We start from the raw sequence: 14,687 nt of genomic DNA on the forward strand, positions 1-14,687 counted from the left end.
AGCTCAAATTGAAGCTTCTGAATTCTTTTTGAGTTTCTGATATCTTTCGTTTATGTTCTGCCACTGAGTTGAAAACTTAGCCCCCAACCTCTCTAGGGCTTCTTTCTCTGTTTTACTATCTGTTTCAGCTTTTTCCTTGGAATCAAGTAAAGTTTTTAATGATTGCTCTAATGAATTGACATCCCGTTCCATCTGTTGAGGAATTTCTATAAAGTTATCGAATAAGCTTGCAATGTTATCTTTAATTACTGACATATGTTTATCGCTGGTCATCTCTGGCAGTAGATCTTTCAACTTCTGCTTCATCGCCTCTCGAAATTTCTTAACTTCCGATTGCCTACCCCAAAAAGCAGCAGCAACAGTAGAGACTGCTGTCCCAGCTGCTAATCCCCAGCCTAGAGGTGTAAGTGCAATAAAAGCTCCCGTGACAGGATTTGCAAGCCATAAAAATGCATGTGTAAGACCTGCAACACCAACTCCACCAAATCCTACTACTGCTAACCCAGCAGTAGCACCCACTAGCATTTTAGCAACTGGATTAGCATTGGATGCTGTCAGTTCAGATTCTGCAGCAGATTGACCTTGATATACCTTCATCTGTTGCACTCTACCAACAGCATCTAATTCTTGAGACAAAATATCGTTAATGGTCTTTTGCCTTGCATTGTATCGGTCAAGTGATGTGAGAATTTCTTCGTTTAATTCATTGAATTTTATAAGAATACTTGCTTTGGTTTTCGCATTCCAATTATCAAGACTGTCTTGTTGAAACTTTCTGAAACTTTCTGCAATTTTCTCTGCATACTCATTACGCTTTTCGGCTCCCAAACTTTCCGGATCAGGCAAATTAAATTTTGAATCAAAATCATGAATAAATTCCTGACAGAATTGCCTATAAGATTCAGAAACTTCAGAAACAGTGTATTTTTTTTGCAGATCAATAGACTTTTTAAGAGAAGTGCATGTGTCTCTCATGTATTCAAAGTGGGGATTTGATGCCTCGATTTTTAGGCGAAGTTCTTCAGGCTTATCACCAACTGTTGCAATTAGGCTCTTCAACACAGTTGATACTGTCTGATAAGCCGCTTCTACTGAGGCATAAGCAGGAAATAGCTCAGCCATTAATCTGCCTTCGGACAGAAACTTATTGACTACTTCCAAAAAATCAGGAAATCCAGTACCCTCCAGCGATTTTTCAGAGCTTAACTTCTGTGAAGCTTTCTTGGCATATATATCGAAGATTTTTCGCCCCCACCAATTTCTTATTTCTTCACCTTCTACGTCTAAACATGCAGACAAACGATCAACAAATTCTTCTCGTACTTCCTCATATTTGTCTTGAGAAACCATAGAATCTCCTTCATCGATAAGATTTTCCCATTTGTTGATCAAGAAAAATACAGAATTAACTTTACCTTTGACATGATTCTTCAAATATACTTCTTCGCTAGCCGTCAGTTGATCGTCAGCACTGAGAACAAAAAATATTGCATGACAGTCGCCAATACGTTCAAGCGTACTGTTATCTTCATCTATATTGTGATTTAATCCTGCTGTATCAATGAATTCAATTCCTTGCTCCAGCAGCTTGAGTGGAAGATATATTTCAGCACGATCGAAAGGTTTTAACCATTCACCCACACTATTATTAAGTTTTTGAATTTGTTTTTTAACTAGATTTGAGTTGCGAGCAAATTTTTCTTTAAAGTCTTTTAAGGTGATCTCTTCGGCTGACTTATTCTTGTAGTGAACTACAACTCTTTCTGCTTGGCCAAACTTGACATATATTGGAAATGCTGTAGTAGCTGTCGGCCCAACAGGTAATAAGTTTTCCTTGCCAAGGAATACATTCAGAATAGTACTTTTCCCTCGATTAAAATCTCCAACTATTAGAAATTTAAATGTGCCCTCTTCTAACTTACTACTCTTGTCTTCAAGACTGTTAAGGACATCAGTCAAATCTAAACTACCGGATGAAACTGTACTCTTAGCCTTGTCAAGTGTTTTAGACATTTCTTTAAGCTGTTGTGCGAACCAACATCTTATTTCGGCTGGCGAGGAGTGACTGTTCTCATATTCCATATTCTTAATGACTTCCTCATCTATAGCTTGTTCTGAGATTCCATGCCGTTCTAACATAATTTTTCTTTCCATCTGATAGTGATTAGATTTATCTGGCTCTCTTTCACAGAGAAGGTCATACAAGGAACTCATTTGATAGGTCAAAATCTCTAATTCTAGAGAGCCTTTCCCTTCAAACTTCGTTAGATCTGGACAAGTACCATCACGATACAGATAATAAGCTGTGCTTGAAATGCCAATTAATTTAGAGATATAGTCACCAACAAGATCTTGCAATTGATGACTATATTTTGCAAATTCTTTCGTATTTTCTAATGGAGGGTCGAAAGTAAAAAATTCAAGCTGAAGATTCAAATAATTTTCTTGCTTATCTGGCAGTAAATTCCAAAAAGTGATTGTGGGATGAATTCTTTGGACATGTTGTGCGGGGCCATGAACTCCCTGAATTGTTCCATGTACTAAAATGATTGGCAGGTCTGGCAACGAGTCTAAAATATAGTTAATGTCTCGATCCGTATTATACAAAGGACGCTTAAAATATCCATCATGCTTTAATGCTGAATCATTCCAAGAAGCTTTTCCATATCTGAAATTTAAAGCAGTCCGAAAATCAACAAACCCCCCCTCATCGTTAGCCTTTTTAGTCCGTACAGTGTCCCAAAATGGGGCTATGAGCACTATTGGCTTGCCAGTCTGACAATAAATTTCCCTTAGCTTCTCGTAAGTAGAATCTGCTCCATCCAAGAACGGATCATTCTCATCACTCTTAGCACTTCTTCGAATGGCTGTGGAAGCATGAATTGCATGAGTTGATCGAAGCATTTCAGCAAACGCTATTTCTTCTCGGCGTTGTCCAGAAGATTGCTCCATCTCTAACAGACGTTGACGATGAGTAGTTTCAAATTCCTTTAATCGCAGCTCATACGCAATATTTTGGTTGGTCTTGCTTCTGTCTGGAGCTTTCCATAACTCGAAAGATCGAGTAGCAGAGTTGAGTACGGCACCCATTAAAATACTGGCGGGATAAATTAATGTTGGATCCATTGGTAAAACTCCATAAATCACAAACCCATCTACTATATTTTAGTTGTCTTCTCCAGTCTGAGTTTGACATTTAATTTATAGCGTTGCTGATCCTAAGTATGAACAGATCGTTGCAGGTATTAGAACTTTATTCAATTTTTTGCAAAATCATACCGATATTTAGCAACACCAATTAATTCTTCTCTCGCATTACTGATCGAACAATCAAAAGCGGACTAAAAACTGGCAAGTCAGGACTCTATAAGGCAATCGCACACTCACTAGTGATGCTAATGAAAGTATGATAGCCTCTCACCATAATCTGCGAGAGCTGGCTAACTATTATTTGGACTGAAAGTTTCCGCCTAAGATCCCAATTTGAGGCACTTAGCCTGAATTCTTCTGCCTAAGTCCGGATTGAGCTACTTAGCCCGACACGATTTCCGCATAATACCCCTCGACAGGGATCTTAGGCGGAAACTTTCCGTATTTCTTCCAAAAGAGAACTTGTTCCTGTCTGCCTAAGATCCTGAATAACAGAATTATGGAGTTAGGATTTGCCCAGATGGAGCCACGCCCTAGAAAACTTCTCGAACAAGTCTCTGACCTGTTGCGGGTGAAGCATTATTCCTATCGCACTGAACAAACTTATATTCAATGGATTCGGCGCTACATCCTATTTCATAACAAGACCCATCCCAAAGACATGGGAAGTCCAGAAATTGAAGCATTTTTAACGCATCTTGCAGTACAGGAACAGGTGGCAGCTTCTACTCAAAATCAAGCTCTCAGCGCCATTTTGTTTCTCTACCGCGAGGTGTTACGCCAAGAATTAGATGCTTCCATTGATGCCGTTCGAGCTAAGCAACCGCGTTACTTGCCGACCGTGCTGACCAAGGAGGAAGTCAGGGCTGTGATTAGCAATTTGTCTGGCGTGTATCAGCTTGTGGTGCAGGTTCTCTATGGCAGTGGGGTGCGGTTAAATGAAGGGTTAAACATCCGGATCAAAGATCTCGACTTCGCTCAACAGCAAATTATCGTTCGCACTCCAAAAGGTGTTGAGAGCCGAGTCACGATGTTGCCCGCTAGCTTGAATGAACCCCTGAGAGAGCATCTACAACGGGTACGTCGATTGCACCAGCAAGACATAGCACAAGGTTATGGGGCTGTACATTTACCCTATGCGTTAGCCCGGAAGTATCCCAATGCGGAACGATCGTGGGTGTGGCAGTTTGTTTTTCCGTCAGATCGTCGCTGTCGTGATCCTCGAACCTCGCAAATCAATCGCTACCATCTGCATGAAAGCGGAGTGCAAAAAGCCCTCAAGCAAGCAGTGTTTGCTGCAAGAATTCAGAAACGAGTCGGCTGTCATACCTTTCGCCATAGTTTTGCAACGCATTTACTGGAAGCAGGATACGATATCCGCACGGTGCAAGAATTACTAGGGCACAAAGATGTGAAGACAACGATGATTTACACTCATGTTCTGAATCGGGGTGGAAAAGGGGTGCGAAGTCCGCTTGATTCTTAGCGCGATCGCACTCCTCTAGCTTTCTCAAAAGATAAAAGATTTTGAGCAACATCCTGGGCAGTTTGATTACGCTGTCTAAAGAACACGTAGAACACTAGCGACTTTTTCGATCTCCTTCATCTCCTCAATTTCTTTCAGCGCATTGCGGAAATTTCCTTCTTGAACTTCATGCGTTACAACCACAATTTCTGCGGCTCCATCTCGGAAGCCTGCTTGCACCACAGATTCCAAGCTGACTTCGTGATCGCCAAAGCAAGTTCCAATCTTTCCAATCACTCCTGGATAATCCCGAGTCAGAAAACGAGCATAAAAGCGCGTATAGAGATCTGACATCGGCGCGATCGCACAGTAATGCTGATGCGCACAAGCGATTAAAGGATCAAGAATTGGAGGCTGACCTGCTAGCTCTGATAGATCGGTCTTCAACAAGGCAGCAATGTTCAAGACATCTGCAACTACAGCACTTGCTGTCGGTCCTGCGCCCGCACCCCGCCCGAAAAACATCACCTGTCCAACCGGATCGCCTTCGATCAAGATTGCGTTATATACATCATTTACACTTGCCAAGGGGTGAGCTTTTGGAACTAACGTTGGATGAACTCTTACCTCAAGCTCCTCTTCACTCGCTTTCCGTTTCGCGATCGCCAACAGTTTAATCACAAACCCTAACTTCTCGGCATACCCAATCTCGATCGCGCTCACATGGCGAATCCCTTCACAATAGACCTCTGGCAATTTGATCCGTCCGCCAAACGCCAAAGATGCCAAGATCGCAATCTTATCCGCCGCATCTAATCCATCGACATCGGCAGTCGGATCAGCCTCAGCATATCCAAGCTTTTGGGCATCCGCGAGAATTTCAGCAAAATCGCCGCCCTCAAGCTGCATCCGCGTCAAAATATAGTTCGTGGTTCCATTGATGATACCTGTGACCGTGCGAATCCGATTCGAGCAAAGCGACTGTTTAATCGGAGCAATCACAGGAATTCCGCCCCCCACTGCGGCTTCTAGTAAGACATGCACTCCCGCTTCGGTCGCTGCTGTAAAAATCTCATCGCCGAATTTTGCGATCGCGGCTTTGTTTGCCGTCACAACATGCTTTTTATGCTGAATCGCTTTCAGCATTAACGATCGAGCAGGCTCTAACCCACCCATCACTTCGATCACAATATCAATGTCTGGATCGGTCACGATCGACTCTAAATCCGTTGTGAGAATTTCTTTAGGAATCCGAGGATCACGAGGCTTATCGAGCGATCGCACACCCACTTTATGAATGACTAATTCTTGTACTAAAGGGTGACGCTGAGCCGGATCGCTCAGAATTTCGACTGTTCCAAGTCCGACTGTTCCCAATCCTAATAAACCGACTTTAAACGCCACAGCTTTTTTCCCACTACAACAGATCTTCCATTTTATGGGAAGGGAAGACCCTGAAGAAACCGCGATCGCGCTTTAGGCGATCGCGCTATTTTCATCAACTGGGCTAAAAACGAATTAATCAGGTAAGTCTACTCGATTGCCGCTGTTATCTTCGTAATAGATCGGTGGCTCAACTGCGAAATTGTTGATTTGACCCGATTCAGTAATCACATAGCCGTCTGTCGTTTTCAAATCAGTCTCCGCCTCAGCTTCGACTGCTGCCTCAAGATCATGCACATTCCGCTCTACATCTACTCCAGACGGAATCCGCTCATCGGGTGGATTGACATCGGTCGGCTGTGCAGTCTGAACTGCCCAATGGTCGTTTCCTGCTGCCCCTTTTCCTGGTTCTGCTGCTTTTGGATCGGTTGCCATATCGATTCGCCCCAAAAATGTTATCTGTTTCTGACAGTAGCTCGATCAAGGTTGGCAAAATTCCCTCGATCGAGGTAGCCCGACGGTACCTTAAGGTAGAAAAGCACGAGCAATCTACGGCATGATGAGAGCAGTTTGTCTACGATCGCTCATGGCAAGAAAATTTTTCACAACCGGTTGTGCTTTATCCCTAAGTTTGCTAGTTCTCTGGATTGCACCTGCTTGTGCTCAAACTATTTCTGCTGAGGTTTCCGTTAGTACCCCAACTCAATCACAGCTTGATCCTCAAACCGTGATCCAGCAACTCGCCAAGTCGAGAGTGATATATCTAGGCGAAACTCATGACAGCAAGGAAGATCACCAAGCTCAAATAGAATTGCTGAAAGCTTTACATCAGCAGAATCCCAAGTTAGCGATCGGTCTCGAAATGTTTCAACGCCCATTTCAATCGGGGTTAGATCGCTATCTTGCAGGAGCGATAACCGAGGAAGCGCTGCGAGAATCCACCGAATACGATCAGCGATGGGGGTTCCCCTGGGAGTTTTATGCGCCGATCGTTGCCTTCGCCAAAGAAAACCAGCTCCCGATCGTGGCTTTGAATGCGCCGACTGAAGTGACTCGCAAAGTTTCGCGTCAAGGGCTGAACAGTCTGACACCTGAAGATCAGCGCTACATTGCCCCCATTGCTGAAATTCGCCTTGAGCCAACTCGATATCGCGATCGCCTCCGCACAATATTCGATAGCTTTCACAGCCGAAAAGGCAACAATCGCGGATTTGAACGATTTTTTGAAGCTCAAGTTTTATGGGACGAAACGATGGCAGACGCGATCGCGCAATTTTTGAGAAAAAATCCCGATCGACAAATGGTCGTCCTCGCAGGTCAAGGTCATGTCGTTTATGGAGATGGAATTCCTAACCGCGTCGCACGCCGTCTGCCGAATATCAAGCAATCGATCGTTCTCTTGAATCCTTCAGAAGAGCTTTTGCAAGAAAGTGCGATCGCAGACTATTTCTGGAAAAACTAAATGAATATATAAAGCTGAACGCTGAGAATTCCAATTGCGCGCTCTTGTAAGAACGATTTCTCCTTGGGGAAAGCTTGTAAAAGTGCAAGTTATTACCAAAACCCGCTGAATGCAGAATTTACCTGTGCCCGATCAACACTTTAGCGCTCTCAAACAAGCCGCTTATCAACTCTCCACCTGTACAGATCAAATCTTTCAGCAGATTGAACAAGCGGAAGTATTAAACGGCATTATTGATCGAATCCGTTCCTCGCTTGATTTAGAAGAGATTTTCAACACTACGGCGATAGAGATTCGACAGTTACTTAATGTCGATCGGGTTGGTGTGTTACGGTTCTTCGCAGACAATGAGGTAAACAAAAGCAAGTTTGTGGCAGAAGATGTCGCGGCAGGATTTCCCTCAGCCCTTGCTGCTCAAGCCTATGATTCCTGTTTCATCTCCCAATTTGCTGCTCACCATACTCAGAGCACAGTGCAAGCAGTTGCCGATATTTACACGGCTGAATTTAGTGATTGTCATATTAAGCTTCTTGAGCAATTTCAAGTGCGTGCCAAACTCATCGTCCCTGTGCTCAAAGGGATGGAACTCTGGGGATTTCTCTGTGTTCATCAATGCAGTGGCCCTCGTCGTTGGCAACTTTCAGAAATCGAATTTGTTCGTAAAATTGCCAATCACTTTGCGATCGCCTTACAACAGGCAGAACAACTCGAACAAATCACCAATCAAACCGCTTTACTCGCCGAAACCAAAGCTCAAACCAAAGCACTGCTCTACCAAAAAACTTTAGTCAAAATTACCAATCGCATTCGACAATCTTTCGATTTTGCGGCGATTTGTCAAATCGCTTGTGATGAAGTGCGGCAATTGCTCACAGCAGATCGAGTCAGTATCTATCGCTTTAACTCGGATTGGAGCGGCAACTTCTTATTTGAGTCAGTTGCAGAAGACTGGAAGCCGCTTGTTGGTGTGTCCCCAACCATTGAAGATACGCACTTAATGGAAACACAGGGCGGACGTTACGCAAAGAACGAAACCTTCGCTGTGCCCGATATTTATGAAGCGGGACATTCAGACTGCCATATTGCACTCCTCGAAGAATTTCAAGCCAGAGCGTACGCGATCGCGCCCATTTTTGATGGCGAACGTCTCTGGGGGCTTCTAACAACATTTCAAAATGCTGCACCTCGACAGTGGCAAGCGGATGAAATTGAACTGCTTGCCCAGATTGGCGAACAACTTGGTATTGCGCTACAACAAGCCGATTTTGTACGCCAAATTCAAGCTCAGGCAACCGAACTTAAAGAGACCCTAGAAGAACTACAACAGTCGCAGATACAACTCATCCAAAATGAAAAAATGGCAAGTCTGGGACAATTGGTCGCTGGAGTTGCCCATGAAATCAACAATCCAGTCAACTTCATTCACGGCAATATCGGGCATGTCAAGGGATACGCTCAAGATCTCCTGACTCTCGTTCGGTTATATCAACAACTGGATCCGACTTCTGAAACGGATCTCAAAGCGTTACGTCAGCACATTGAAGCATTAGACATCGACTTTATTCTGGAAGATTTTCCCAAGACCATTGCTTCGATGGAAGTTGGAACCGATCGGATCAAACAAATTGTTCTATCGCTGCGTAATTTTTCACGGTTAGATGAAGCCTTAGTTAAAGTTGTGGATCTTCATGAAGGCATCGATAGCACGTTGCTGATTTTGGGACATCGCCTCAAAACTTGTAGCGATATCACAATTGAAGTGATCAAAAACTATGGCGAACTTCCTCAAATCGAAAGCTATCCAGCGCAACTCAATCAAGTGTTTATGAACCTTGTCGCGAATTCTCTCGATGCGATCGAAGAAGCGATCTCCTGTGGAAAACTTGGCAATTCGGATCAACCTTCACCGACGCTTTGGATCACGACTCAACCCTATGACTCCGATCAAGTTGAAATCCGGATTCGGGATAATGGAATTGGGCTAGCACCCGATACCGCAACTAAGATTTTTGATCACTTCTTCACGACGAAACCCGTTAGCAAAGGAACAGGGTTAGGCTTAGCCATCTCTCGACAAATTGTGGTTGAAAAACATAGGGGCAGTCTTGTCTGTACGCCCAATCCAGATCAAGGGGTTGAATTCACCATGCGATTACCCTGTAAGTTACCCATAGACTCTTAGTCTGCCCTGCCGAATTGATCTACTCTTTAGCTTTTTCGGGAAGGAGGTAAATTGCTCCTGAAATCCAGGTTAAAGCAACCGAAACCCAGAAAAGGCTGACCGCTAGACTCTGCCATTCTTTAGAAAGGGGTGCGATGAGCAGTGCGATCGCAGCAATCTGACTCACCGTTTTGAGCTTGCCCCAGAAATTTGCTCCTTGCACCGATTTTTGCAGATTCGGATCAACGCGCCATCCTGCGATCGTCAATTCCCGCGCCAAAATCATAAACACTCCCCAAGCCGGAATCTGCTGCAATTCTACCAACGAGAGTAAAGGAGCCAGCACCAAGAGTTTATCCACCAAGGGATCAAGAAATTTACCTAAATCCGTCACTTGATTGAGCTTTCGCGCCAGATAGCCATCGACCCAATCGGTTCCAGCAGCAATGAGAAAAACCCCGACCATTATCCAGCGAGTCTCGATCGTCGGAGACTGCAAGCCATAGAGCAAAATCGGCACACCGAGCAGGCGCGACACTGTAATCCAAGTTGGCAGATTCATAAAACGATTGACATAAAAAAATTGGAAGAATCCAAACAGGACTCTCCCAATTATCAAGCTAAAGGAGTTACCGAACGCTGGCAAGCCTTAACAAGCACCATCCTTCTTGAGGACAACTGCAACCGTCTTGAAAATTAATTGCAAATCGTAGAGTACTGACCATTTGCGCTGATATTCCAAATCCATTTCGACGATGCTTTCAAAATCGCTGACATTAGAGCGCCCGTTTGCCTGCCATTCTCCCGTAATGCCGGGTTTCACTCTCAAGCGTTTCCAGTGATGTGCTTCATAGGCTTTCACTTCGTCAACGGTCGGCGGACGGGTTCCAACCAGACTCATTTCACCTCGCAACACATTCCAGAATTGCGGAAACTCATCTAAGCTAGTGCGACGTAAAAACTTACCTACCCGAGTAATTCTCGGATCGTCTTTGCTCTTGAAGATATTGCCCTTCGCCTCATTCTGAACCAGATGCTTCAAATTCTCGGCATTCGTCACCATCGAGCGAAATTTCCAGATACGGAACGGACGACCATTTACACCGCAACGAATTTGGCTGTAGAAGACTTTGCCCGGATTATCAATTTGAATCGCGATCGCAATCGGAATCAAAATCAAGCCTGTGATCAATAAGCCAACCGCAGCGCCTAAGATGTCGATCGTACGCTTGAGTTTACTCTGCACTGAAGCATGAGGTAGACGGACTTCAGGACTTAGGCGGAGGGCATGGCGCGCTGAGGCACCTTCTTGAGAATTGAGACGAGAAGCAGGAAAGTGGGAGGGAGGAAGTTCAGTAAACGTCATCACGGAGATAGCCAGGTAGTAGGATTCGGAGAACTCATCTGTCACTATATTCATGCCTACTGATCCCGAACCTGACATCCCGTAAGGGTTTGTCTAAACTTTGAACTGCTGCTCAATTGTATGAAGTTTGAATGTTGATAAGGGAAAATCCGCCTTTTCAGTGATGAAACGCTTCCAACTCAGCCATTAGGCGGATTTTTCGATTCCTCAAGAAATAAATTTTCGATGCCCTCCAAGGTGAAAATAATGGGTTCCTCAGCACTCGGAGTGCTCTGAGACGAGTGAGGGACAGACGGATTTAACTGTTCTAACGTGGTTTCTTGGCTCAACTCGGAATAAGCCATTGCATCGATCGTCGGTTCAACCTTGGGTGAACCCGCCTGAAACAGACTTTTGAGGTCAGATGGGATGTCCCGACCACTGCTGATCCCGTTTTGAGGCGGGGCCGCTGGAATCGACAGTGGAAATTCATCGACTTCCACTTCTAATTGATCGATGAGTTGAGTCAATACAGTAATGGTTTCAAGCGAGGACGATCGTTCCGACTTGATCTGATTCGGGACGAATTCAGTCCCGGCATAAGGCATCCTGAAAGCCTCTGGTGAAATGGAGGGGTCAGAAGCTTGTAGAAAGGTCGAGGCATCTCGCCCCATTTGGGCTGCCAATCGCCCGACAATTCCAGAAAACATCGCTTCACTCTGCTGTCCCAGACTATGCAGTTTATCGATACCTTGGGACAGAGAATCCTGATACGCCTGAATGTCTTTTTGCAGAGATTCAAAGACGACATGCAGAGTTGTATCTAAAGTCGTCAGCGCTTGATCAGCTTGATTCACATCAGGTAGACCAGGTTGCGAAACTGCTTCAGTCGGCGCGGGTTGCTCTAGCATTTGGCGATGTGCTTCGAGTTGACGAATTTCTTTGGTGAGCGCGTTTCGCTGCTGCATTAAGGTTGCAACTTCAGCGTGCAGTGGATGTAGCAGGGTCGATCGCAAAGCATTCATTTCTTGGATCACAGATTGCATGACATCCTGAGCTTGAGCCTCAGTTTTCGTCGTCTGATCGGCTTGATTGAGGTGCGATAATACGGCTTCTAAATAAGCTCGAACTTGTTTGAGAACTTGGCGCTGCCGGGCAATTTGTGCCGCAGATCCCCAAGGCAATCGAGGACTCCGCTGAGCGAGAACATCTTGCACTTCCGTCAGCAAACGCTGAATTTGATCTTGATTAGCAGTCACAACAAAAAACCCTTGAGTAAAAATTCGGCAAGACCGGACTTGGCTTGACTCTCAACTTATCTTTAAGGTTGCCCGAACTGCGTCATCTGTTGCCAGTGTTACAGGGAATTACACGATCGTTCTATTTCACGAAACAAAGCTTTACGCCAAAATCAGGAGAATTTTCAGGTTGAATTTTAGATTTTGCGGTTTGGCGGGTGACGAATTTGGCTAAATTCATGCCAAATTCTACAAACCATCTAAAATATGTCTAAATTGCTGAGGAGCGCGGCTGTGCAATCGTTGAGGTGAATGGGCATTCTAGCCTCGTCCCTCATTATGTCATTTGGGTCATCTCGCGCTCATTTTCATGCCGCACTCTGGTTATACCCTCAATGGAAGACCGATTCACAACTCTCCGCGACACGACGATTAACGCTTCGATCCGCTCAGCCCCGTTCTTTGAGGGGTTGCCTGAAAGTGCGATCGAAAAAGCGATCGCCCATGTCGTCATGCGAAACCATCCTGCGAATCAAGTGATCCTGCTCGAGAATGATTGGGGTAGCTCGGTCTACTTCATTCTCAGCGGTTGGGTGAAGATTCGCACCTATAACCTAGATGGCAAAGAAGTCACCCTGAATATTTTGGGCAAAGGTGAGCTATTTGGCGAAATGGCTCCGCTCGATGAAGTTCCGCGATCGACCGATGTGATTACGCTGGCTCCCACCGTGATTGGCAATATGCCCGCTCAAGATTTTGTGCAATTGTTAGGGTCTGAGCCAGAAGCCGGAATTCGGTTGGCGCAATTAATGGCGCGACGGTTGCGCCAAGTGAATCGACGCTTGAGATTGCGCGAGTCGGATAGTACATCGCGGGTCGCGGACATTTTGTTGTTCTTAGCGGATGGTCAAGGGAAGCGCAGTCCATCTGGAACAGAGATTCCAAACTTACCGCATCGAGAACTCAGTAGTTTGAGTGGATTAGCACGCGAGACAGTAACGCGAGTGTTGAGCAAGTTAGAGAAAAAAGGACTGATCGTGCGAGATCGAGATGTGCTGTGCATTCCCGATGCTCATGCTCTAGAACGGCTCATGATTTAGCATCATGCGTCAAGATTTTAAGGCTCCAAGATTTGAGAAATCTTGGAGCCTTTTTTATAGCTGAATGCCGCGAATTGAATAATCTAACAATTGCATCGGATGCAGCACCGGAACTGCTTTGCCCTGCAGTTTCAAATGTCGAGAAATTTGCACATAACAGCCAATATTTGCCGATGCGATGACACTCGCACCTGTATTCGTTAAATTCTCAACCTTTTGCTGCCCTAACTCATTCGCCACTTCTGGCTGAAGAATATTGTAGATGCCAGCACTTCCACAGCAGAGTGCAGCATCGATGGGTTCACGCAATTGTACGCCCGGAATCTTTCTGAGCAGTTGTCGAGGTTGAACGCTGATCTTTTGACCGTGCAGCATATGGCAAGCATCCTGGTAAACCAGAGTTAGCGGCTGTTCTTGTAGGGGAGAAAGCTTTGCCGTTAAGCCGACTTCGGCAAGAAATTCTTGCACATCTTTCACCTTTTTAACAAAGGCCTTTGCTGGCTCTGCATAATTCGGATCGTCTTGCAGAATGTGACCATATTCTTTCAGCGTATGACCGCACCCGGAGGCATTGACCAAAACGGCATCAACCTCAGTATTGGCAAAGGTATCAATCATCTGGCGGGCAAAGTGTTTCGCCTGTTCTTCTTGCCCTTGGTGATGAGACAGCGCGCCACAACAGCCTTGAGTTTGGGGCACAAGGACTTCACAGCCGTTTGCGGTTAAAACCCGCACAGTCGCATCGTTGACCTCTGGATTAAATAATCTCTGCACACAGCCGAGCAGCATTCCGACTCGATAGCGTTTTTCGCCTTGGGCAGGAATGAGAGCCGGAATGGTATCGGTAAACGCTTTCGCTGGAATATCTGGCAGAATTGCTTCCATCGCAGACAGTTGAGGCGCGATCGCGCTCAAAAATCCCATCGATCTGACGATTTTTTGTAATCCCGACTTCTGATAAATGCCCAACGGTCGCAACAACGCCCGCATCCGATTCGGATAAGGAAAGACCGAGAAAATAAATTGGCGTAACAGCTTTTGCGGCAGCGATCGCGCATCTTGTCGCTCCACCTGCGGACGAGTCGCGGCAATGAGCTGGTCATATTGCACCCCCGACGGACAAGTCGTGACGCAAGCCAAACAGCCCAAACAAGAATCAAAATGCTGAATCGTTGCGGGGTTCAGTGGAATCTCACCTTCGTTGATTCCATCCATCAAATAAATTCGTCCTCTGGGCGAATCCATTTCTTTACCGATGACCCGGTAACTGGGGCAGGTTGATAGACAAAAGCCACAATGCACACAAGAATCGATCAGCTTCGGATCAGGAGGATTTTGGGCATCGAAGCCGCCAGAATTTTTAGCTGGATTAGAAGTTTGCAT

The 14,687-nt window shown here is 45.3% G+C and carries 11 protein-coding genes; 4 read left to right on the forward strand and 7 right to left on the reverse strand.

Annotation, left to right across the window (positions count from 1 at the left end; genetic code table 11):
* Positions 1-3: 3 nt before the first annotated feature.
* Positions 4-3,126: a dynamin family protein gene (locus J0L70_RS01755; protein ID WP_287452844.1), complete on the reverse strand. Its 3,123-nt coding sequence runs from the start codon at positions 3,124-3,126 to the stop codon at positions 4-6.
* A 544-nt stretch (positions 3,127-3,670) separates the two neighbouring features.
* Between J0L70_RS01755 and J0L70_RS01760 the strand changes: the two genes are divergently transcribed.
* A complete protein-coding gene (locus J0L70_RS01760; RefSeq protein ID WP_026148918.1) occupies positions 3,671-4,636 on the forward strand; it encodes an integron integrase in 966 nt (321 codons plus the stop codon).
* Between the two features lie 75 nt (positions 4,637-4,711).
* Here J0L70_RS01760 and J0L70_RS01765 read toward each other — a convergent pair whose 3' ends face one another.
* The gene (locus J0L70_RS01765) at positions 4,712-6,019 is read right to left on the reverse strand and encodes a homoserine dehydrogenase (protein ID WP_287452845.1); all 1,308 of its coding nucleotides are present in this window, start codon (positions 6,017-6,019) and stop codon (positions 4,712-4,714) included.
* Positions 6,020-6,133: 114 nt separating this feature from the next.
* Positions 6,134-6,433: a hypothetical protein gene (locus tag J0L70_RS01770; RefSeq protein ID WP_017290419.1), complete on the reverse strand. Its 300-nt coding sequence runs from the start codon at positions 6,431-6,433 to the stop codon at positions 6,134-6,136.
* A gap of 121 nt (positions 6,434-6,554) precedes the next feature.
* Here J0L70_RS01770 and J0L70_RS01775 point away from each other — a divergent pair, with 121 nt between their 5' ends.
* Together J0L70_RS01775 and J0L70_RS01780 are read left to right on the forward strand one after the other, a co-directional pair.
* Complete coding sequence (locus tag J0L70_RS01775; RefSeq protein WP_287452846.1) at positions 6,555-7,460, forward strand: ChaN family lipoprotein; 906 nt, start codon at positions 6,555-6,557, stop codon at positions 7,458-7,460.
* Between the two features lie 109 nt (positions 7,461-7,569).
* Positions 7,570-9,642: a GAF domain-containing sensor histidine kinase gene (locus J0L70_RS01780; protein WP_287452847.1), complete on the forward strand. Its 2,073-nt coding sequence runs from the start codon at positions 7,570-7,572 to the stop codon at positions 9,640-9,642.
* A gap of 19 nt (positions 9,643-9,661) precedes the next feature.
* On the opposite strand, the gene pgsA is transcribed toward J0L70_RS01780, so the two are convergent.
* From pgsA to J0L70_RS01795, 3 genes are all read right to left on the reverse strand, one after another.
* Complete coding sequence (pgsA, locus tag J0L70_RS01785) at positions 9,662-10,183, reverse strand: CDP-diacylglycerol--glycerol-3-phosphate 3-phosphatidyltransferase (RefSeq protein WP_190653458.1); 522 nt, start codon at positions 10,181-10,183, stop codon at positions 9,662-9,664.
* An 87-nt stretch (positions 10,184-10,270) separates the two neighbouring features.
* A complete protein-coding gene (locus J0L70_RS01790) occupies positions 10,271-11,041 on the reverse strand; it encodes a sugar transferase (RefSeq protein WP_225885674.1) in 771 nt (256 codons plus the stop codon).
* 125 nt (positions 11,042-11,166) lie between these two features.
* Positions 11,167-12,225, reverse strand: a complete 1,059-nt coding sequence (locus tag J0L70_RS01795; RefSeq protein ID WP_190653457.1) for a hypothetical protein — start codon at positions 12,223-12,225, stop codon at positions 11,167-11,169.
* A gap of 374 nt (positions 12,226-12,599) precedes the next feature.
* Here J0L70_RS01795 and J0L70_RS01800 point away from each other — a divergent pair, with 374 nt between their 5' ends.
* Entirely contained in the window at positions 12,600-13,304 is a 705-nt protein-coding gene (locus J0L70_RS01800; protein ID WP_017290414.1) for a Crp/Fnr family transcriptional regulator, read from the forward strand.
* A 54-nt stretch (positions 13,305-13,358) separates the two neighbouring features.
* Here J0L70_RS01800 and glcF read toward each other — a convergent pair whose 3' ends face one another.
* Entirely contained in the window at positions 13,359-14,687 is a 1,329-nt protein-coding gene (gene glcF / locus J0L70_RS01805) for a glycolate oxidase subunit GlcF (protein ID WP_190653456.1), read from the reverse strand.

The sequence above is a fragment of the Leptolyngbya sp. UWPOB_LEPTO1 genome, from assembly GCF_017302695.1.
In the GTDB taxonomy this organism is placed as follows: domain Bacteria; phylum Cyanobacteriota; class Cyanobacteriia; order Leptolyngbyales; family Leptolyngbyaceae; genus Leptolyngbya; species Leptolyngbya boryana.

What these genes read in the sequence shown, in the direction of transcription:
- J0L70_RS01780 (WP_287452847.1), top strand. Translation starts at nt 7,570, where the DNA reads ATGCAGAATTTACCTGTGCCCGATCAACACTTTAGCGCTCTCAAACAA.
- J0L70_RS01755 (WP_287452844.1), bottom strand. Translation starts at nt 3,126, where the DNA reads ATGGATCCAACATTAATTTATCCCGCCAGTATTTTAATGGGTGCCGTA.
- glcF (WP_190653456.1), bottom strand. Translation starts at nt 14,687, where the DNA reads ATGCAAACTTCTAATCCAGCTAAAAATTCTGGCGGCTTCGATGCCCAA.
- pgsA (WP_190653458.1), bottom strand. Translation starts at nt 10,183, where the DNA reads ATGAATCTGCCAACTTGGATTACAGTGTCGCGCCTGCTCGGTGTGCCG.
- J0L70_RS01800 (WP_017290414.1), top strand. Translation starts at nt 12,600, where the DNA reads ATGGAAGACCGATTCACAACTCTCCGCGACACGACGATTAACGCTTCG.
- J0L70_RS01775 (WP_287452846.1), top strand. Translation starts at nt 6,555, where the DNA reads ATGATGAGAGCAGTTTGTCTACGATCGCTCATGGCAAGAAAATTTTTC.
- J0L70_RS01770 (WP_017290419.1), bottom strand. Translation starts at nt 6,433, where the DNA reads ATGGCAACCGATCCAAAAGCAGCAGAACCAGGAAAAGGGGCAGCAGGA.
- J0L70_RS01760 (WP_026148918.1), top strand. Translation starts at nt 3,671, where the DNA reads ATGGAGCCACGCCCTAGAAAACTTCTCGAACAAGTCTCTGACCTGTTG.
- J0L70_RS01790 (WP_225885674.1), bottom strand. Translation starts at nt 11,041, where the DNA reads ATGAATATAGTGACAGATGAGTTCTCCGAATCCTACTACCTGGCTATC.